Source organism: Pseudomonas sp. Marseille-Q5115, assembly GCF_916618905.1.
GTDB lineage: Bacteria > Pseudomonadota > Gammaproteobacteria > Pseudomonadales > Pseudomonadaceae > Aquipseudomonas > Aquipseudomonas japonica_A.
Genome location: NZ_CAKAKI010000001.1, coordinates 1,839,702 through 1,860,083 on the forward strand (window position 1 = coordinate 1,839,702; position 20,382 = coordinate 1,860,083).

Below are 20,382 nucleotides of genomic sequence, written 5' to 3' on the forward strand. Positions count from 1 at the left end.
TGGTAGCCGCATGTTGACAGGTATTTATTCTCCCGCTTTGGTGGCGATCTCGTTCGCGGTCGCCATGCTCGCAGCCTACACAGCGCTGGACCTCGCCGGCCGTATCATCAGCGCTCACGGCAAGGCCGCTCTGCTCTGGATGGCAGGCGGCTCGCTGGCCATGGGCGCAGGCATCTGGTCGATGCATTTCATCGGCATGCTGGCGTTTCGTTTGCCGATCGAGCTGGGCTATGACCTGGGCCTTACCCTGATTTCCCTGCTGATCGCGATCGGCAGCTCCGGTTTTGCGTTGTGGATGGTCAGCCAGCCAAGCCTGCCGTGGCCGCGACTGGCCTGCGGCGCGTTGATCCTGGGGGCAGGTATCGCGGCCATGCATTACACCGGCATGGCCGCCATGCGTTTGCAGCCGGGCATCGATTATGACCCGCTGCTGCTGGGTGCTTCGTTGGTGATTGCCGTCGGGGCTTCGGCGGCGGCGCTGATCATTGCCTACCGTTTGCGGCGCCACACACCTTATGTACGCCTTGCCCGGGCCGGCGCTGCGGTGGTGATGGGCTTTGCCATCGTGGGCATGCACTATACCGGCATGGCAGCGGCGCGGTTTCCGGAGGGCTCCTGGTGCGGCGCGTTGGGTGGCGTAAGCCTTACCGGCGACGGCCTTGCCTACCTGGTAGTGGTGACCTCGCTGAGCGTGATCGCCATCGCCCTGCTGACGTCTGTGCTCGATGCGCGCCTCGAAGCACGCACCGCCGACCTGGCCAGCTCCCTTACCGCGGCCAACAAGAAACTCACTCGCCTGGCCCTCCACGATAACCTGACGGGCCTGCCGAACCGTGTGCTGCTGGGTGACCGCATCGCACAGGCCATGCAGAGCGCCAACGAGGCAGAGACGTGCTTTGCGCTGATGTTCATCGACCTGGATGGTTTCAAGCCAATCAACGATGCGTTCGGCCATCATGTGGGCGACCAGTTGCTATTGGGCGTTGCGGAGCGGCTGCGTGCGGGGCTGTCGGCCCAGGACACCCTGGCCCGGATCGGCGGCGATGAGTTCGTGCTGCTGGTCCCGCTGCGTCGGCCGGACGACGCGGTTTCTGTAGCGGCCGCCCAGGTGGCGTTACTTGCAGAGCCTTTCCGCGTCAGCGAGCATGATCTGCAGGTGTCCGCCAGCGTTGGGGTGGTGCTGTACCCCGGCTGCGGCATCGATCAGCATCAGCTGTTGATCAACGCGGACGCCGCGATGTACCACGCCAAAAGCAGCGGCAAGAATAACTACTGCTTTTTTGATGTCTCCATGAACAGCAACGCGCGCAAGCAGTTGCAGCTCATTCAAGACTTACGCATGGCCGAGGCCCGGGGTGAGTTTCGGCTGTTCTATCAGCCCAAGTTCGACGCAGCCAGCGGCCGGCCCGTTGGCGCCGAGGCACTGCTGCGCTGGCAGCATCCTCAGTTGGGGTTGCTTGGGCCGGACAAGTTTATCGAGCTGGCTGAAAAGACCGGCATGATCATCCCCATCGGGGACTGGGTGCTCAACGAGGCTTGCCGCCAGATGGCGCTCTGGGTTCGCGAAGGCTATGACGACTGGCGTGTGGCCGTGAACCTTTCGGCGTTGCAGTTCTGCCATGGGGGCCTGGTGGAAAGCGTGGCGCTCGCGTTGTCCAGGAACGGGTTGGAAGCGCGCAACCTCACGCTGGAAATCACCGAAACCACTGCCATGAGCGATGCGGACGCCAGCATGACGGTGCTGCAGCGGCTCTCGGATATGGATGTGGACATTTCCATCGACGACTTCGGCACCGGTTATTCGAGCCTGATGTACCTCAAGCGGCTGCCAGCGAACGAGCTCAAGATCGACCGGGGTTTCGTTCGCGACCTGGAGCAGGACAGCGACGACGCCGCGATCGTGTCCGCCATCGTGGCACTCGGGCAAGCCCTGGGGTTGCGCATTGTGGCCGAAGGCGTGGAAACCGACACCCAGCAGGCATTTTTGACCCGGCTGGGCTGTGATTCCCTGCAAGGCTACTTGCTTGGCAGGCCCCAACCGGCGGAGCGGTTCATCACCGAGATACGCGAGAAAGAGGTTGCGCCGGAGCGGGCTTGAGCCCTGTAGCGCAATGGCGAACCCTTCGGGGGCCAGCCATGCTCCAGGCGCTGCTCGATCCAAGGGGTGCTCCCGCTAACCTGCAAATAAAGCCCAATAAAAAACGCCGGCATCGAGCCGGCGTTTTTCTATGTCGCGGGAAAGGTATTAAACGCGTGGTGCAGCCTGAGCGCGCATGGCGTCGTAGTCGCGTTTTTCCAGCGGTACCGCGTTACGCTTGCCCAGTTCTTCCATCGGGATGCGATAGGTTTCACGAGCGGTATAAGCGGCGAGGGCGGCCACGGCGGTGACGGCGAACGCGATGCTGCCGACGGTCAGCGGGATGTTGTCCGAGCCCGGTGGTGCAACAGCGGCGAACAGCGCAGGGAGCAACGCAGTGATCATGGTACCCACGTTCTGAGAGATGGCCATCGCCGATACACGGTAACGGGTCTGGAACAACTCAGGATAGAAGCTTGGGAATACCGCGTTATATCCCTGATAAATTACGCCCCACATCAGCAGCGACATGGCAAAGGCCAGCGGTACGCTATGAATGCTGATCGCATACAGGTAACCGAAGGACAACAGGCCTGCGCCCAGCGCGCCACCGATGATCATCGGACGACGGCCAACCCGGTCGGACCAGTTGCCCACGAACGGGATGACCATCACGGCTACCAGGTTGCCTACTACAGGAATCCACAGGTAAACGCTTTTCTCGAAGCCGATGCCGTAGGCCGGTTGCACCGCATAGGCTGCACCAAACACTGTGGCGACTACCGGGATCACATTCATCAACGCCATGCAGGTGACCAGGCCCATGTTCTGCCAGTTTTTCTGGAAGGCTTCTGCAATGGGGGATTTGGTGACCGCACCCTTGGCCTCGGCCTGGGTGAACGCTGGAGTTTCGTGCACTTCGCGGCGGATGATATAGCCGGCGATCAACACGATTGCGCTGAGCAGGAACGGAATGCGCCAGCCCCAGCTATTGAAAGCTTCATCGGGCATGAAGTAGGCCAGAGGCAAGAAGATCGCCGCGGCGAAGATCTGACCCGCTTGCACGCCCTGAAGGGTATAGCTGGCGTAGTAACCTCGCCGCCCGAAGGGGGCGTGTTCCAGAATCATCGAACTGGCGCCCGAGATTTCACCCGCAACGGCAAAGCCCTGGATCAAACGCAGCACCACCAGCAAGGTAGGGGCAAGCATGCCGACTTGGCTGTAAGTGGGCAGCAGGCCCACGGCCATGGTGGCGAAGCCCATCAGGAACATGCACATCAGCAGTACGTTCTTGCGCCCGCGCGTGTCACCCAAGTGACCCAGCACGAACGCGCCAATTGGGCGCGCTACGTAGCCCACACCGTAGGTTGCAAGGGACGCTACGATTGCTACCTTTGGGTCTGTAGAGGGGAAGAAAATCTGAGGAAAGATCAGCGCCGCCGCTTGGGCATAGATGAAGAAGTCGTAGTATTCCAGGGCGGAGCCGACCCAACCGCTGGCGGTGGCCTTCTTCGTCTGTTGTGAGCCTTGCGAATGGATGTCATGGCTAGCCATGTTTGTCTCCGTTGTTTTTATTATCAAGCGTGGCCGTCGTTGTGCCGGGAGGCAAAACTAACCGGGTGGTACATGAATATCAGCCGCCTTGCGGGGCGTCAACCAGCCCAGGGCAAGGCGCCTGAAATGCGTTCGATTAACGAACGAGGCATTGTGCCAAACTCCAGGCCCCATACATACGATTTTGCTTAATTTCCTCGCTCGTCCCAGGCCCCCGCCGCTAGCAGGCGTTCCGCCAGTTCCGCAGATACCGGGGCCTCCAACCCGCCCATCTGGGCGCGGAGGTTGGCATCGCTACCTAGCACGCGCACTTCATGAGCGTCGCCAGGCGATAGCTCGCCAATGATGTCGATACGGGTAAAGCCTTCATCTTCAAACAACGTAACTGGCATGGGCGCCTCGGCACTTAGCGGTACGGTAGGGAGTCAAACGCAATCATGGCTTGGGATACATACATGGACGGCTGGTGGACAGAAGTACTCAGTGCCCTGCAGGAGGAGTTTGCCGATATCACCGACGTCGAGCAGCTCACCAAGGTAACTGCTCGGCTGCTGATTGCGGCATTGCTTGGTGGCATTCTGGGCTTCGAGCGGGAGAACAAAGGCAAGGCTGCGGGGGTACGCACGCATATGCTGGTGTCCATCGGCGCCGCGCTTTTTGTACTGGTTCCGCAAATGGCGGGCTCGCAAGCCGACGCCCTGAGCCGAGTGGTGCAAGGCATTGTTGCCGGTATCGGTTTTCTCGGGGCGGGCACCATACTCAAGGGCAATCGCCTCGATACCCACGATGTGAAAGGTTTGACCACCGCTGCAGGCTTATGGATGACCGCAGCCATCGGAATCGCCGCGGGCATGGGCCGCGAAGCGACTGCCGTATTGAGCACGGTGCTCGCCTGGGCAGTACTGGCGCTCGGGCCGTTCCTGCTCGAGCGCAGCGAGGACAAAGGCGATAAATAAACAGAGTTCACGGCAGTATCTTCACCGTCCTTACGGCTCGGGTTTCGTAGGGCACGCTTATCTCGGCCTTGCCCGCAAGCTCCGGGTGTTCGGCGATCAGCTTGCGTACCCGCTCCATGATCTGGGTTTTCTGAGGCTCGGGCGCGGCCGCGATAAAGCTGATGGACTTGATCCGGCGAACGATAACGTCTTCGGGGCTGCCGGTGTGCAAGTGTTTCCACGTCGCCTCTTTGAGTGGCGCATAACCGTGCCTGATGCCGTTGTTCAGAGGTTCGCGCCACTTGTTGTCATAGTAGCGCGGGTGGTCGCCGGCGAATTCGTTGACGATTTCCGCCAGCTCATGCACCCAACCTACGCTGGCATCCCTCACGTTCCAGAACAATCCGAGGTGGCCACCCGGTTTCAGCACCCGGTGGATTTCCCGCATGCTCTGCTCACTGGCGAACAAGTGAAACGACTGCGCGCACACCACTGCATTCATGCTTTGCGACGGCAATGGGATCTCATCGGCGGTGCCGGAGAGCAGGGTTATACCGGGCAGGGTCTTGTGAAACCGTTCGGCCATGCTTGGCTCAGGCTCTACTGCCGTGACATTGGCATGAAGATCCACAAGCAACCGCGTGAATTTGCCCGTGCCTGCGCCCAAGTCCAGCACCGCGGTCTGGTTCTTGATTTCCATTTCTGCGGTGAGCCATTTCTTGATCTCCGGCGGATAACCCGGGCGGCCCTGGTCATAGGTATCGGAAACAAGGCTGAAACCGTGAAATTTCGGCAGGTGAAGAAACTCAGCGACGGTTTTCATGGTGGTTCCTCGAGCAACTGAGCACAGGCTGCTAACAGCCCAGGCGGAAACGGCGCGACGCCTGATTCAAGCGTAGCGCACCTGCCGCCAGGTGTGAGGCGGGCGACAGCCGCACGTCGCCGCTACCGGCCATGGCGGGCTCAAGCGTGCCGGTTCTGCTCGGTAAGGCGCTGCACCGCAAGACGGCGATAGTGGCTGGGAGTCATGCCCTTGAGTTGTTGAAAGCGCCGATTGAAGTTGGAAATATTGTTAAAGCCGGATTCAAAACACACCTGAGTAACAGGTTTGTCGCCATCGGCGAGCAGCTCGCAGGATTTGCTGATGCGCAGGCGGTTCACGAACTCGACAAAACTTCGCCCGGTGGCTTGTTTGAATACACGTGAAAAATAAGTGGGCTTCATGCTCAAATGCTCGGCCACTTCTTCCAGCGACAACTCGCGGCCATAGTTGGCAAAGATGAAGTCGACGGCTCGGTTGGTCCGATCGACGTTGTTCTCATCGGCCAGGTCAGTAGCACTGGTCGCCGACAGCAGCAGGTAATCCTCATTCGCAGCCAATGTTTCCATGAGGATAAGGAAATAACCCAGCCGGGTGACCCCCGTGTGCGCGGCGATCAGCTCCATCAGCCGAGTGGCTTCGACAATAAGGGCGCGATCCTTGAATTCGATGCCATAACGCGCCCTGTCCAAAAGCGGGGCGAGGGTTTTGAGCTCCATGAATACCAGGTGGCCGGATTCGAACAGGGCACCGGTAAAATTGACCAGCATGTCCCGCTGCGGGTAGTGCTCTTCGCCGTCTAACTGGCTGATCCAGTTATGCGGCAGGTTAGGGCCCGTCAGGAAAAGGCTGCCTGGATTGAAGTTGCCAATGTAATCCCCGATAAACACTTTTCCGGAGCTGGCGGTGATCAGGTGCAGTTCATATTCTTTGTGAAAGTGCCAGCGAACGAGCGGGCACGGGAAACCGTGTTGCCGATAGATGATCGACAAACCCTCATGGTCATCCATCAACTCATAAGAGGGTTCGCTGCCGCGGGCGGATCTGCTCATCACGGGGCCTGGTCTTGTTATGGTGGCCTAGTTTCCAACATTTACCACGCATTGCAACGTGGTTGTTCGAGCATCACGACGCAGCGGAGCCCTTGGGCGATGATTGGCGCAAGCTGTTGACGGCTTCTTGCGCCTGGCGCACTGCCTGGCTGGCTTTTCCCTCGCACCGATGGCGGATGGTAGCTGCAAGCGCTTCGATAAGCGCCACTGCGCTGGTGGTGCTTTCGCCTAGAACAGGGTGATTGCCGGGCGCGTAAAGCGTAAGGCTTGCATGGCGCGCAAGTGGTGCCGCAGGGGAGTCTGTGATGGCTAGCACCGTGGCCTTCCGGCGAAGTGCGTAACGGGCCAGCGCAGTAACTTCCTCGCTGTAAGGCGGCAGCGCCACTGCCAACAACGCATCCTGAGGCCCAACTCCCGCCAATCGGTAGGCTGCCGCTTCGCTACCGCCTTCATTGCTGACCGACGTGGCATGGTGGCACACCGGCAAAAAGGCTGTGGCCGCCAATCCCGCCAAGTGGTGACAAATACCGAAGCCGAGCGTGTACACCCGGGTGGCACTGACCAGCGCATCGGCCATCCCGTTAAACGTGCTATCGGCATTGGCCGCCAGTGTCGCGTCCAGATTGCCTTTGGAAATCCTCGCCTGCAGTTCCAGCGCGAAGGCCCGTCCCGGCCGCTGTGCCATTTCGCTTCGAACCTTGTCCGCAGGGGAGATCAGAGCCAGCAAGTTCTCCACGAGGGCGGCACGAAGGCCGGTGAAACCGGCCAGATCGATGGCATGGGCCAGCCGGTTGACCGCAGCGGTAGACGCCCCAGTAGCGAGGGCGATTTCATCTATGTTCATGGTGGCCGAACGCATCGGATTACGCAGGATGAAATCAGCGACCTTTCGCAGGGCGGGCTTGAGGGAGGGCGTGACAGTGACAAGCTTGCGCATGACGGGCGTTTCGTAAACCAGGCTGCCGGTAACATTAAGCATGGTCGTACCCTGTGGCTGGAACAGCTGTGTAGGAAATTTCTACAAGAGTGTAGAGGTAATTCCTAACGGATCCAATAGTAGCGCTCTGAAAACGAGCTGCTATCGCCGTGCTGATAATGCTCCCATCGTCCCCCGCAACCAGGGGAAGTCTGGAGACCAAAAGGCACTTCAAGGTAAAACTTACAGAGGCATAATCTTAGCGATTTCAGGCACTTGCCAGGGAATAAGGGGCGATTTTGGCTCGCCGAAAAGGAAAGGCCCGCAAGCCAACCTGGCCTCAAGGCTTATCGCGGAAACATCTTGAACAGAATTAAATGATCGTAGCGGCCGATCAAAGGCGAGGCTGATGAGGAACCACGTAACGTGCATGGCTCCTGCAATTGTCCACTTCTTGTATAAGGTTAAACACTAGTGGTGCGTATAGACGCAAGCGAATCCTGCACAGTGTCGCGCAGCGTGTCGATGCTGAAAGGCTTGCTGAGGAGTTTTGCGCCATCGGGCAGCGTTAGAGTGTTGCCGTAGCCGCTAGCAATAAGCACTGGTATGCCTGGCCGCAATATCATGGCTTGCTGAGCGAGGTCGAGCCCGGTTCGCTCTTTCGCATCCCCCAACCCTACGTCCGTAACCAGCAGATCGATGGCCTGGTCACCGGCCAGTGCCGCGATTGCCGGGTCCCAGCCGTCCGCTTCGATGACCTTGAACTCGAGTTCTTCAAGTACGTCCACCATGAGCATACGGACGATGTCGTCGTCCTCGACCACAAGAATGGTATGGAGGTCGGATGAAGGCATGGATACATCCCATAAAGTGAAGGAAACGCTACACGGCCTTAGCCTGGGGGCAACCGGCCACACGAACTGGATGCGAAAACGCAAGGGCCACCGCAGGGGCATTATCCTACGCCAATTCCCGCCCACGCTTAAGAATTTTCATTGTAGAGGCAAGGAAACGGGACCCGTGGCAAAATTTCCGGCAGACTTCCGCTGTTGTCCTCAAGCCAGGCCATGGATATGACCAAACCGTTTTCCCTCGACGAATTCGCCTTCCGCAAGATCCTGATGCGCAACGTAGCGCTCCCCCTCGGTGTTGGGATAGTCAGCGTGCTCGTGTTCGCCGCGCTGCTCAGCTACCTGATGAATGTCATTGGTTGGGTGGACCATACTGACCGGGTGATCAACAACGCCAACGAAGCGGTCAAGCTTTCGGTGGATATGGAAACCGGCATGCGCGGGTTTCTGCTGACAGGTGACGAGCACTTCCTGGACCCCTACGAAGTCGCCAAGCCGCGCATAAAGGCAGAGCTCGACGGCCTCAAGGGGCTGGTGAGTGACAATCCTCAGCAAGTTGACCGGCTTAACCGCCTCCAAGCCCTGCAGGACGCCTGGAATCAGTTCGGCACGGAAATGATCACCATGCGCCGGCAGAACCTGGATTTTCGCAGCGCAGTACAGGCTGGTCGGGGCAAGCGCCTGACGGATGAAATCCGCAGCGAGTACGACGGCTTTGTGGCGATGGAGCAGCAGCTTCGCATTCAGCGCAGCGAGGAAGTTACCCGTACCACATGGGTCGCGATAAGCGTTTACCTGCTGTTCGTGATCATGCTCAGTGGATTGCTGGCCTACCGCGGCCGCCGCGACCTGCTCAACCTTTCCAACCAGTATGGCGATACCCTCGAGGCGCAGAACCGTAGCGCTGAGCGCCTCGAGGCTCAGGCCTGGCTGCGCACAGGGCAGACCGAGCTGGCCGAGCAGGTGCTGGGGCAGCTTACCGTGCAGGCGCTGGGCACCAATGTACTGCGGTTTTTCTCGCAATACCTTGGGTGTGTGGTGGGCGCGCTTTATGTGCGCGACGAGCAAAGTAACCTCCGTCGCGTGGCCACCTATGGGTTTTCCCGCGAGCAGGAAGGCCGGGATCACGTGGTTCGAGGCCCGGAGGGTATTGTCGGGCAAACCGCGCAGCAGGGCAGGCTGCACCGGCTGGATGATGTGCCCGAGGATTATTTCCGCGTGAGCTCGGGCCTTGGCGAAGGCTTGCCGCGCAGCGTGGCAGTGGTACCGGCCATGAACGACGGCCAGGTCAACGCGGTGATCGAGCTGGGCTTCCTGCGCCCCTTGAGCGAGCGCGACATTGCGTTCCTGGAACTGATTGCCGGCAATGTGGGCACGTCCGTCGAAGCCGCCCGCTATCGCCAGCGCCTGCAGGAGGTGCTCGCTGAAACCCAACAGCTTAATGAAGAGCTTCAGGTACAGCAGGAAGAGCTGAAAACGGCCAACGAGGAACTGGAAGAACAGTCCCGGGTGTTGAAGGAGTCCCAGGCGTACCTCGAAACGCAGCAGGCCGAGCTGGAGCAGACCAACGAGCAGCTGGCCGAGCGTACCGAGGCCCTGGCCAAGCAGCGCGACGCACTGGAACATGCGCAGATCCAGCTGGAAGAGCGAGCCGATGAACTGCAGCGCTCCAGCCGCTACAAGTCCGAGTTCCTGGCGAACATGTCCCACGAGCTGCGCACACCGCTCAACAGTTCGCTCATTCTTGCCAAACTCTTGGCCGAGAACCCGGACGGCAACTTGTCCAGCGATCAGGTGAAATTCGCCGAATCGATCTATTCGGCAGGCAATGACCTGCTCAACCTCATCAACGACATTCTGGACATCTCCAAGGTAGAGGCGGGCAAGCTCGACGTGCGTCCGGAGAACACCAACGTACACCGGCTTGCGGACAGCCTGCGGGTGATGTTCCAGCCATTGGCGGCAGACAAAGGCCTGGACTTCCAGGTACGTGTAGACGAGCAGGCGCCGGTTTCGCTGTTCACCGACCGCCAACGGGTGGAACAGATCGTCAAGAATCTGCTTTCCAATGCGCTCAAGTTCACCGAACAGGGGCAAGTAAGCCTGACCGTTACCCGCGAGGGCGAGGACAATATCGCCTTTATCGTGAAGGACTCGGGTATCGGCATTGCGCCGGACCAACAGCAGATCATTTTCGAAGCGTTCCGCCAGGCCGATGGCACCACCAGCCGCCGTTACGGCGGTACCGGCTTGGGGCTGTCCATTTCACGCGACCTCGCCACCCTGCTGGGAGGTGCAATCAGCGTCAGCAGCACGCTGGGCGGTGGAAGCACATTCACGCTGGTGCTGCCGTCGCACTTCGAGCCCGGGGCGCTGCCTACCGTGGGGGCGCTACGGATTGCCGCGCATACCGTGCCCGTTGCGCCTGTGGCTGCCCCAACCGCGCCAGCTGCGGCGCCTTCCGTGCAGGCGCCTGTCCGGCCGCCGGCGTTCCCGGATGACCGCGAACTGGCCCCTTCCGATCAGCGCTGCATCCTTGTGATCGAGGATGAGCCCAGCTTTGCGCGGATCCTCTACGACCTTGCCCATGAGCTCAATTACCGCTGCCTCGTCGCCCACGCCGCGGATGAGGGTTTCCTGTTGGCCGAGGAATTCTTACCCGACGCCATCCTGCTGGACATGCGCTTGCCGGACCACTCCGGGCTGACGGTGCTGCAGCGGCTCAAGGAACAGCCCGAAACCCGGCACATACCGGTTCACGTGATTTCGGTGGAAGACCGGGTGGAAGCCGCCATGCACATGGGTGCGGTGGGCTATGCGGTGAAGCCGACGTCACGAGAGGAACTGAAGGCCGTGTTTGCCCGCCTTGAAGCCAAGCTCACGCAAAAGCTCAAGCACATCCTGCTGGTAGAGGACGATGACCTGCAGCGCGACAGCATCGCCCGGTTGATCGGTGACGAGGATATTGAGATCACCGCCGTGGCGTACGCCCAGGAAGCGCTGGACCTGCTGCGCGAGAATATCTACGACTGCATGATTATCGACCTGAAACTTCCCGACATGCTTGGCAACGATTTGCTCAAGCGCATGTCTACGGATGAGATTCGATCGTTCCCCCCAGTAATTGTGTACACCGGGCGCAATCTCACCCGCGAAGAAGAAGCCGAGCTGCTCAAGTATTCCCGCTCGATCATCATCAAGGGCGCACGCTCTCCCGAGCGGTTGCTGGACGAAGTGACCCTGTTCCTGCACAAGGTCGAGTCCCAGCTGTCCCACGAACGGCAAAAAATGCTCAAGGCAGCCCGCAGCCGGGACAAGGTGTTCGAAGGTCGCAAGATTCTTGTAGTGGACGACGACGTACGTAACATCTTTGCCCTGACCAGCGCGCTGGAGCAGAAAGGGGCAGTGGTCGAGATCGGCCGTAACGGCCGTGAGGCCATCGAACGCTTGAATACGATTGACGAGATAGACCTGGTGCTGATGGACGTAATGATGCCGGAAATGGACGGTTTCGAGGCCACGCGGGAGATCCGCAAGGACCCACGCTGGCGCAAGCTGCCAATCATCGCCGTGACGGCCAAGGCCATGAAGGATGACCAGGAGCGGTGCCTCAACGCTGGCGCCAATGATTACCTGGCCAAGCCTATCGAGCTTGACCGCCTGTTCTCCCTGATACGCGTGTGGCTGCCACAACTGGAGCGGATTTGAGTGTGCAAGAACGTTCGGATCGCACCGAGGGCGCGCCGTCCATGACTGGCGAGCGCACCCGCGACATCGAGATCAAGCTGTTGATCGAGGCGATCTACTTAAAGTACAGCTACGACTTCCGCAATTACTCCGGCGCTTCGATCAAGCGCCGGATACTTCACGCGCTGCGCCAGTTCGAGTGCCCCAGTATCTCGGCGCTGCAAGAGCGGGTGTTGTACGACCCGGGTGTGTTCACCGAGCTGCTGCAATACCTCACCATCCCGGTCAGCGAAATGTTCCGTGACCCGGAGCATTTCCTGGCCATCCGGCGGGATGTTGTGCCACTGCTCAAGACGTATCCTTCCCTCAAGTTGTGGATCGCTGGCTGCAGTACCGGTGAGGAGGTGTATTCCCTGGCCATCCTTTTGCGCGAAGAAGGCCTGCTGGAGCGAACGCTCATCTATGCGACCGACATCAATCCGGTTTCTCTGGAGCGGGCCAAGCAGGGGATCTACTCCCTGGAAGCTATACGTGCCTACACGGAGAACTACCATCGCGCGGGCGGCAAACGCAGCTTTTCGGACTATTACACCGCCGCTTACGATCACGCTATCTTGGATAGCACACTGCGCGAGAACGTGACCTTTGCCGATCACAGCCTGGCAACGGACAGCGTGTTTTCAGAAACGCATATGATAACCTGTCGCAATGTCTTGATTTATTTCGATAAAATCCTTCAGGACCGTGCGTTCGGGTTGTTCCATGAGTCCCTTTGCCACCGAGGTTTTCTCATGCTGGGGGCCAAGGAGAGCCTGGACTTTTCCGGCTATGCCGACCGCTTCGAGACCTTGTCCCGGCAAGAACGGATCTACCGGAAGTTATGAAAGGGCCGCTCGCATGAGGCCTGCCTGCGAAGCCGTGGTGGTCGGCGCGTCGGCTGGTGGCGTGGAAGCGCTGCTTACCGTTTTCGGTCACTTGCCTCCCGCCTTCGAACTACCCGTGGTCGTGGTGCTTCATCTGCCGGAGCGGCGCCCCAGCGAGCTGCCGATGGTGCTCGAGCGACGCTTGCGGCGGCCCGTGCAGGAAGCGCGTGACAAGGCGCCGGTGGAGCGGGGCCTGATTTACGTCGCTGGCCCCAGTTATCACTTGTCCATCGAGCAAGACCGTAGTTTTTCCCTTAGCCTGGAGCCCCGCGTGCACTTTTCACGCCCTTCCATCGACCTATTGTTCGACTCCGCCGCCGATGCCTATGGCCCGGCGCTTACGGGTGTGCTTATGACCGGCGCGAGCGAGGATGGCGCGCGAGGCCTCGCCGCCATCCGCCAGGCCGGTGGCCGAACTGTAGTCCAGGACCCGGCCGAGGCCAAAATCGCAACCATGCCCGAGGCAGCGCTGGCGTTGTTTCGGCCTGACCACATTCTTACTTTGCACGGCATCGGCAAGCTACTGGCCGATCTGGAAACAGGCACATGCTAAGTCAAACCCCCGCCAAACTGCTGATTGTCGACGACTTGCCAGAGAACCTTCTGGCGCTCGAAGCCCTGATCAGCCGAAGCGACCGTGAGGTCTACAAGGCGCTGTCGGCCGACGATGCGTTGTCGTTGTTGCTGCAGCACGAGTTCGCCCTGGCCATCCTGGACGTGCAGATGCCTGGCATGAACGGCTTCGAACTGGCAGAGCTGATGCGCAGCACGGAGAAGACCAAGCATATTCCGATTGTCTTCGTGTCGGCTGCTGGTCGCGAGCTGAACTACGCCTTCAAGGGTTACGAAACCGGCGCCGTGGATTTTCTGCAAAAGCCGCTGGATACCTTGGCGGTGAAGAGCAAGGTCAATGTGTTTGTCGACCTGTACCGTCAGCGTAAAACGCTGAACGAGCAGCTCGAAGCGCTCGAGCGCAGCCGGCGACAGCAGGAAACCTTGCTCAAGCAATTGCAGGCGACCCAGGCCGAGCTGGAGCACGCCGTGCGGATGCGCGATGACTTCATGTCTGTGGTTTCCCACGAGGTGCGCACCCCGCTCAACGGCCTCATCCTGGAAACCCAGCTTCGCAAGATGCATATTGCCAAGGGCAATGCCGAGGCGTTCTGCCTCGACAAAATGCGCGGGATGGTGGAGCGCGACGAGCGTCAGATTCAAAGCCTTATTCGCCTGATCGAGGACATGCTTGACGTCTCACGCATCCGCACCGGCAAATTGTCGATCCGCCCGGCCATGTTCGACCTCGCCCAGTTGGTAGGCAATGTGGTCGATCGCTTCATGCCCCAGGCGATCAACGCGGGTATGGAGATCGAATACAGTGCGGCGGCACCGGTGATAGGAAACTGGGATGAGTTCAGGATCGAGCAGGTGGTGGCCAACCTGCTGACCAATGCCCTCCGATATGGCGGCAAGGGAAAGGTCGAAGTGGCCGTTCGGGCAGAGGGCGACTGGGCTTGCCTGACCGTTCGCGACCATGGGGCCGGTATCAGTGAAGAAGATCAGCGACGTATCTTCCTTCAATTCGAGCGTGCGTCGAATCGCCATGGCGTTGCCGGCCTCGGGCTTGGCTTGTTCATTTCTGAACAGATTGTGTCGGCCCATCAGGGGCGTATCGGCGTGCAAAGCACGCTGGGCGAAGGCGCCTTGTTCAGTGTCCATCTGCCCAGGGCCACTGGCGGGGAGCAATGAAGCAACCTCTTGTATCGGCTGCGGTCACATAGGCAGCCCGACATAACATCATATATAGGCATCGCAATGAGTGGAGACGCGCAAGACGTAGTATTGATCGTCGAGGATGAGCCGGTGATCCGGCAGGTCCTGAACGATTACTTGCGGGGGGAGGGGTATCATGTGCTGGAAGCAGAGAATGGCGTGGAAGCCTTCGGTATCCTTGCCACAAAGCCGCACTTGGATCTGATGATCACCGATTACCGCCTGCCTGGCGGTATTTCGGGTGTGGATATTGCCGAGCCGGCGGTAAAGCTGCGCCCGGAGCTCAAGGTCATTTTCATCAGCGGGCACCCGCAGGAAATCCGCGACAGTACCCACCCCATTGCGCAGCGCGCGCCGGTGCTGGCTAAACCGTTCGAGTTGGACGACTTGCACGCTGCCATTCGCAAAGAGCTTGCCTGAGCGCGCCGTCAGGCGCGTGGGAAGTAGAGTTCCACCCGGCTGCCGCGACCGGCCTCGCTGCGCAGGGTGACGTGGCCGCCTGACTGCCGGGCGAAGCCATACACCATCGACAGCCCCAGGCCGGTACCCAGCCCCGGGGGCTTGGTGGTGAAGAATGGGTCGAAGGCTCGCCCCAGGGTCTCCCGGTTCATGCCACAGCCGTTGTCTTCCACGCCGATGACAATGTAGTCGCCGGCGGGCAGCGCGTGGCTCATGCCAGGCTCGTTGATGCCGACATGCCGGTTGCCCGTGTCGATCACCAACCGGCCGCCTTCCGGCATGGCATCCCCGGCGTTGATCACCAGGTTGAGTAGGGCACTTTCCAATTGCCCGGGATCTACGCAGGCCTGCCATAAGCCCTCGGCAGGGCGGAATTGCAGCGAAATTTTTCCGCTGAGGCTACGCCCCAGCAGCCCGAGACCCGCTTGTATCAGGCTGTTTATATTCAGCACCCGGGCATCAAGGGTTTGCCGGCGAGCGAACGCCAGCAAGCGATGGGTGAGGTGCGCTGCGCGTTCGGCCGAGGTCGCACTCAAGTCGAGCAGGCTCTCCAGCTTTGTATATTGGCCGTTGGCCAGCCGCCGTCGGATAAGGTCCAGGCCGCCGGTGATACCTGTAAGCAGGTTATTGAAATCCTGGGCAATCCCGCCTGTGAGGCGCCCAACTGCTTCGAGCCGTGTGGGAGATTCGACGCATTGCCCCGGAGTATCAGGATCTGCCTGGACACTGTGGAGCTTGTCCCTCATCTGGTATTGCTTGGTACGGTTGGCCAAGCTGGCTTCAACCAGAATTTCCAGCGAGGCGGGATGGTAGGGACGTTGCAACACACGCACATTGCCGAGCGCCGCCAGGGACGGCGGTGGAGCGAGCCGGCGCCCGCCTGTGGCGGCAGTCAATACCAATACTGGCAGGTCGGACCACTCCGGCTGGTTCTCGAGCCACGCTTGCAAAGGCGCAAGATCACCACAGGCCACGGTTTCGCTGGTGGTAATCAGCAAATCCGCGCCGCGTTCAAGTGTAGGAAACAACTCAGCGGGCGCCACTAACTGATATTCACCCCCTGTGCCGCTGAGCACGGCACACAACTGGTCTCGATCCGGGCCCGGGGCGGCGCACACTAACAGGCTGATGGTGCTGGCTGCGGTGGCGCTGGTGCCGTCCAGCGGCCAGTGCCTTCGATCGTCGCGCCAGGCGCGGCCACTTTCTGGTTTTGCTGTCATCACCGTTGCCGTCCCCGTCCATGCGCTGTAGTCGCGCCGCAGGCTCCTGAAATTACCGGCGCTAGTTTCTGGACAGCAGGCGCGCTTCGGGGTTCAGCCGTGAATCGATTGCTACAACCCTTGCTGGACAGCCGGGTCGTCCGGGTTCTGTTGCTCGAGCTCGGCCAACAGCACTTGAACGTTCTGCAACTGCCCGGACTGTTGCCAATAGTCGATCAGGAGCATGCGCGCCTTGCGGTTCTCCGGGTGGCGGCGCACCAGCTGATCAAGCTGGGCCTGGGCGGCGTCCGGCTGGTCCAGGCTATGCAGCGTGGTGGCCAGGTCAAAGCGATAATCGGCGACATCCGGCGCAAGCTCCACGGCTTTTGCCAATGCCAGCAGCGCAAAGGCCGGTTCGCCATGGCCGAGCAGCCACAGGCCCAGCTCGTGCTGAAGGAAGGCATCGTCAGGGTGCTGCCGCAGTGGTTCGGCCAGCACCGCGCGGGCTTCGTCCGGCTTGCCACGTTGGTCAAGCGCTCTCGCCAACAATACTCTTGCAGGCAGGTTGTCGGGGCGCAGCGCCAGCACCGTACGCGCAGCTGTTTCGGCTTGAGCCGGCGCCCCTCGCTGCAGCAGCAGGCGCGCCAGCTGCAGTTGGGCGCCGTAATCGTGAGGCATTGATGCCAACTGGCCGGCCCAGGTATTCAATACCTCGTCCAGCCGATGTGCATATTCACCGGTGCCCGCTGCTCCCAGCTCGAGCAAAACCTGAGCCGCGGCTGTACGCACGCTCTCGTCAGGGTCACCGAGCAGAGGGCCGAGGGCGTCTGCCTGGGCGGCGGTGGGCAGCAACCTGACAAGCGCTGTCAGCGCGGCATGGCGAACAACCGGCGCCGGGTCGGTCAGGCCCTGGTGGGCGAATACCAGTGCTCGAGGGCTGGGGTAGTCCGGCAACGGCCCATACAGCGCGGCTCGGGCGCCTGGCGCGAGGTCGTCGCGGGCCAGCTGTTGGTATAACCGCCGGGCGGCACCGGGTTCTCCCCCGCGTGCCGCGCGCAGGGCTTCGGTGTAGCTGCGGGGCGCGAGCGATGCAACCTGGGGCTGTGGCGGAGCGGAAAGGAACCATATAACCGCGCTTGCCAACAGTGCCAGGCCAATAATCGAAGACAACCGTAAGGCGCGGGTCATGCGTGGGTCCGCCAATGCAGGGCCCACAGCTTCGGGCACAAGCCTTGATGAGTCAAACCAAGGCGTTGATCCCGTGGGTCAGAAGATGTAATCGGTACTGAGAAAGCCCGAGCTGCGCGCCTGGATGATGTCGCTGACCAGTTGCTTGTTCGCCCCGTTGAAGCGTGTTGCGACCAGGGTTCGGATGGAAAAGCTGCGCAGGGCATCATGGACCGAAAGAGTGCCCTCGGCCGAATCCTTGCGGCCGTTGAACGGGTACTGGTCGGGCCCCCGCTGGCATTGAGTGTTGAGGTTGATTCGCCCCACCTGATTGGCAAAGGTATCCACCAGGCGGCCCAATGTCATTGGATCGGTCCCAAACAGGCTCAGTTGTTGGCCATAGGTGGAGTCCAGCACATAGTCGATCACCTCTTCGATGTCGTCGAAGGGCACCACAGGCACCACCGGCCCGAACTGTTCCTCCACATAGACGCGCATGCCCGGCCCGACGGGGTAAAGCACTGCAGGTTGAAAGAAGGAAGCGCGGGCAGTGCCGCCGCCGGGGTTGATCACCTCGGCGCCGTGGGCCTTGGCATCCTCGACCAGGCCGGCCAGGTAGGCCACCTTTCCAGGCTCGGGCAATGGCGTAAGGGTAACGTCGGGGTTCCACGGCATCCCGGCCACCAGCTTGTTCACCCGCGCGCTGAACCGGCCGAGGAAGTCGTCGGCGACGCTGCGATGAACGAAGAGAATCTTCAGCGCCGTACAACGCTGGCCATTGAACGACAACGTCCCCGTAATGCATTCGTTAACGGCATTGTCCAGGTCGGCATCGGCAAGAATGATGCCGGGGTTCTTGGCATCCAGGCCCAGTGCCGAGCGCAGGCGGTGCGGTTTGGGGTGGAGCTTTTTCAGTTCCGCTGCCGCCTTGTGGGTGCCAATGAATGCAAAGATGTCTATCTTGCCGCTTGCCATCAAAGCGCTGACCGTTTCCCGACCACTGCCGTAGATGACATTGATCACCCCCGCCGGGAAGCTGTCCCGGAACGCCGCCAACAGGGGGCGGATCAGCAACACGCCAAACTTTGCGGGCTTGAAAACCACCGTGTTTCCCATGATGAGCGCGGGGATCAAGGTAGTGAAGGTTTCGTTCAGTGGGTAGTTATAGGGCCCCATGCACAGCGCCACGCCCATGGGCACGCGGCGGATCTGCCCTAGCGTGCCTTGTTCCAGCTCGAAGCGGCTGGAACGGCGGTCGAGCTCTTTCAGCGCATTGACCGTGTCGACGATGTAATCACAGGTGCGATCGAATTCCTTCTCCGCGTCCTTCAGCGGCTTGCCGATCTCCCACATCAGCAACTTGACGACCTCGGTGCGTTGTTCGCGCATTCGCGCCAGAAAGCCTTCTACATGATGGATACGTTCGGCTACGCGCATCATCGGCCACACGCCTCGCCCTTTGTCATACGCCCTTGTCGCGGCGTCCAGCGCTTGCATGGCGGCTTCGGCATTGAGCCGCGGCGTGCTGCCCAGTTGGGCATGCTGATCGCCCTGCTCGGTGGCCAGGCAAAGAGGGCTCACAACCGGCGCCAGCGGACCTTCCCAGCGTTCGAAGCGGCCGTCGATCAAGTACTCCCGCTGCTCCTGCGGTTCACCGAATTGCCAAGCCGGGGGAATATCGCCAGGCGCAGGAAAGAGTTGAGGCGGAAGAAGGGCGTCGCTCATGGGGCACTCCACTGGAGGGAAAACCCGAACTTTAGCAGCCCGCGCCCGGCCCGCCACGTGAGGCATGTTTAATGCCTCGCCGCCAATGATCGCCCCATCGGCACGCTCGCACCACCGCGCATGCACAAGAGCGCGATCGTGGCTACCAGCAAACAAGCCCCCGCCGCCAGGGCGAACGTGAGCCAGGCATGGCCCTGCGCCACGAGGTACAGCCCGGTGCCTGTCGCAAGTGCTTCGGCGAGTGCCCAGGTCAAGGTCAACACGGCCATGGCAAACGCGGGCCGGCCTGGGAACAGGCTCAGCGCCATCACCTGATACAGCGGGCCGAACACCATTTCTGCCAACGTGAGCAGCAGTACAGCCCCTAATGCGACTGCCGGGGTGCCGCTTGCATGAAACAAGGCAAGCATGCCGATACCCATCAGCAGGTTGGAACCCACCATCAGCACACCGCGCCGCAGCCCGGCGAGCAAGCGGGTGAGGGGTAACTGAAGCACCACGATCAGCCCGCTACTAAGGGCGAACCACAGACCTATTGCTTCCGGATCAAGACGCGTCTGGGCATGTAGCGGAAACACGTTATAGAAATGGCTGAATGCAAAGAAGGACAGCGCGTTGATAGCCAGGAACAGGGCCACGCCTGCCGCCGACCCTGCCTTGGGCGTTTGGGAATGGCGCTCGCGTTCGCCATTTTGTTCGCCTTTGGGTGCGCCCAGGCAGAGGCAGAGCGCAACCGTGGCCGCGCAATACAGCAGCGGGAACAACGGGTAGTACGCGGGCCAATGCTTGAGAATCAGTGCCGAGGCATACGGCGTAATCCCGGCGCTGAGGTTCAATGCAACGTTCTCCAGCGAGAACGCCTTCACGTGGTCGCTGCCGGTATGGCCTGCGGCGATGTACGTCAGCTGCGCCAGGGACGCCAGGGAATGCCCCAGGCCGTACAAGCACACCAGCGGCAGCCAGGCAGCAAGGGAATAGTTGCGGGCAGCATGCAGCAGGTAAAGCGCGGCAATTGCAAGGCTGATCAGCGATTGGGTCAGTACCAGCAGATGGCGTATTTCCGTGCGCGCAACCCACCGCACGAACAGCAACGAGCCGGCGCGGTTGCACAGGGCGATGCTTGCCCCCAGCATGCTGATCGCACCTGCCGAAAACGGCGACTCTTCTGACAGCCACACGGCAAAGAAGGAGAACAGCAGGCTCCAGCTGCCCCAGGTGGTGAAGCGGATAAGGTAAATGGCCATTGC

At 60.6% G+C, this 20,382-nt stretch carries 17 protein-coding genes; 7 read left to right on the forward strand and 10 right to left on the reverse strand.

The features are described 5' to 3' along the window. Positions 1 to 10: 10 nt before the first annotated feature. Positions 11 to 2,098 (forward strand): putative bifunctional diguanylate cyclase/phosphodiesterase, encoded by a 2,088-nt coding sequence (locus LG385_RS08590; RefSeq protein ID WP_225773921.1) that lies wholly within the window; start codon positions 11 to 13, stop codon positions 2,096 to 2,098. Positions 2,099 to 2,245: 147 nt separating this feature from the next. Here the strand turns inward: LG385_RS08590 and LG385_RS08595 are convergent, their stop codons facing one another. After that, positions 2,246 to 3,631, reverse strand: coding sequence for an MFS transporter (locus LG385_RS08595; protein ID WP_181111878.1), 1,386 nt, complete (start codon positions 3,629 to 3,631; stop codon positions 2,246 to 2,248). Between the two features lie 188 nt (positions 3,632 to 3,819). Further along, entirely contained in the window at positions 3,820 to 4,023 is a 204-nt protein-coding gene (locus tag LG385_RS08600; RefSeq protein WP_225773922.1) for a hypothetical protein, read from the reverse strand. Between the two features lie 63 nt (positions 4,024 to 4,086). On the opposite strand from LG385_RS08600, the gene LG385_RS08605 reads away from it, so the two are divergent. Further along, on the forward strand, positions 4,087 to 4,587 hold the full coding sequence (locus LG385_RS08605) for an MgtC/SapB family protein (protein WP_225776198.1): 501 nt from the start codon (positions 4,087 to 4,089) through the stop codon (positions 4,585 to 4,587). A gap of 7 nt (positions 4,588 to 4,594) precedes the next feature. Here LG385_RS08605 and LG385_RS08610 read toward each other — a convergent pair whose 3' ends face one another. The 4 genes from LG385_RS08610 to LG385_RS08625 form a co-directional block, all read right to left on the reverse strand. Further along, positions 4,595 to 5,389 (reverse strand): class I SAM-dependent methyltransferase, encoded by a 795-nt coding sequence (locus tag LG385_RS08610; RefSeq protein ID WP_225773923.1) that lies wholly within the window; start codon positions 5,387 to 5,389, stop codon positions 4,595 to 4,597. Positions 5,390 to 5,529: 140 nt separating this feature from the next. Next, positions 5,530 to 6,438 (reverse strand): AraC family transcriptional regulator, encoded by a 909-nt coding sequence (locus LG385_RS08615; protein WP_225773924.1) that lies wholly within the window; start codon positions 6,436 to 6,438, stop codon positions 5,530 to 5,532. 73 nt (positions 6,439 to 6,511) lie between these two features. Further along, positions 6,512 to 7,417, reverse strand: a complete 906-nt coding sequence (locus tag LG385_RS08620; RefSeq protein WP_225773925.1) for a MurR/RpiR family transcriptional regulator — start codon at positions 7,415 to 7,417, stop codon at positions 6,512 to 6,514. A gap of 401 nt (positions 7,418 to 7,818) precedes the next feature. Beyond that, entirely contained in the window at positions 7,819 to 8,208 is a 390-nt protein-coding gene (locus tag LG385_RS08625; RefSeq protein ID WP_225773926.1) for a response regulator, read from the reverse strand. Positions 8,209 to 8,427: 219 nt separating this feature from the next. On the opposite strand from LG385_RS08625, the gene LG385_RS08630 reads away from it, so the two are divergent. The 5 genes from LG385_RS08630 to LG385_RS08650 all read left to right on the forward strand — a co-directional run bounded on the left by LG385_RS08630 (position 8,428) and on the right by LG385_RS08650 (position 15,005). Next, the gene (locus LG385_RS08630) at positions 8,428 to 11,913 is read left to right on the forward strand and encodes a response regulator (RefSeq protein ID WP_225773927.1); all 3,486 of its coding nucleotides are present in this window, start codon (positions 8,428 to 8,430) and stop codon (positions 11,911 to 11,913) included. 41 nt (positions 11,914 to 11,954) lie between these two features. Then, entirely contained in the window at positions 11,955 to 12,776 is an 822-nt protein-coding gene (locus tag LG385_RS08635; protein ID WP_225776199.1) for a CheR family methyltransferase, read from the forward strand. A 13-nt stretch (positions 12,777 to 12,789) separates the two neighbouring features. Further along, positions 12,790 to 13,368 carry a chemotaxis protein CheB gene (locus tag LG385_RS08640; protein WP_225773928.1) on the forward strand — a complete coding sequence of 193 codons (579 nt, stop codon included), beginning with the start codon at positions 12,790 to 12,792 and terminating at the stop codon, positions 13,366 to 13,368. After that, positions 13,362 to 14,561, forward strand: coding sequence for a hybrid sensor histidine kinase/response regulator (locus LG385_RS08645; protein ID WP_225773929.1), 1,200 nt, complete (start codon positions 13,362 to 13,364; stop codon positions 14,559 to 14,561). The genes LG385_RS08640 and LG385_RS08645 overlap by 7 nt, the downstream gene beginning before the upstream one ends. 66 nt (positions 14,562 to 14,627) lie before the next feature. Next, positions 14,628 to 15,005: a response regulator gene (locus LG385_RS08650; protein WP_225773930.1), complete on the forward strand. Its 378-nt coding sequence runs from the start codon at positions 14,628 to 14,630 to the stop codon at positions 15,003 to 15,005. 8 nt (positions 15,006 to 15,013) lie between these two features. Here the strand turns inward: LG385_RS08650 and LG385_RS08655 are convergent, their stop codons facing one another. From LG385_RS08655 to LG385_RS08670, 4 genes are all read right to left on the reverse strand, one after another. After that, complete coding sequence (locus LG385_RS08655; RefSeq protein ID WP_225773931.1) at positions 15,014 to 16,264, reverse strand: ATP-binding protein; 1,251 nt, start codon at positions 16,262 to 16,264, stop codon at positions 15,014 to 15,016. Positions 16,265 to 16,375: 111 nt separating this feature from the next. Further along, on the reverse strand, positions 16,376 to 17,431 hold the full coding sequence (locus tag LG385_RS08660) for a tetratricopeptide repeat protein (protein ID WP_225773932.1): 1,056 nt from the start codon (positions 17,429 to 17,431) through the stop codon (positions 16,376 to 16,378). Positions 17,432 to 17,509: 78 nt separating this feature from the next. Next, complete coding sequence (locus tag LG385_RS08665; RefSeq protein WP_225773933.1) at positions 17,510 to 19,135, reverse strand: NADP-dependent glyceraldehyde-3-phosphate dehydrogenase; 1,626 nt, start codon at positions 19,133 to 19,135, stop codon at positions 17,510 to 17,512. A gap of 68 nt (positions 19,136 to 19,203) precedes the next feature. Then, positions 19,204 to 20,379: an MFS transporter gene (locus LG385_RS08670; protein WP_225773934.1), complete on the reverse strand. Its 1,176-nt coding sequence runs from the start codon at positions 20,377 to 20,379 to the stop codon at positions 19,204 to 19,206. Between the last annotated feature and the right edge of the window lie 3 nt (positions 20,380 to 20,382).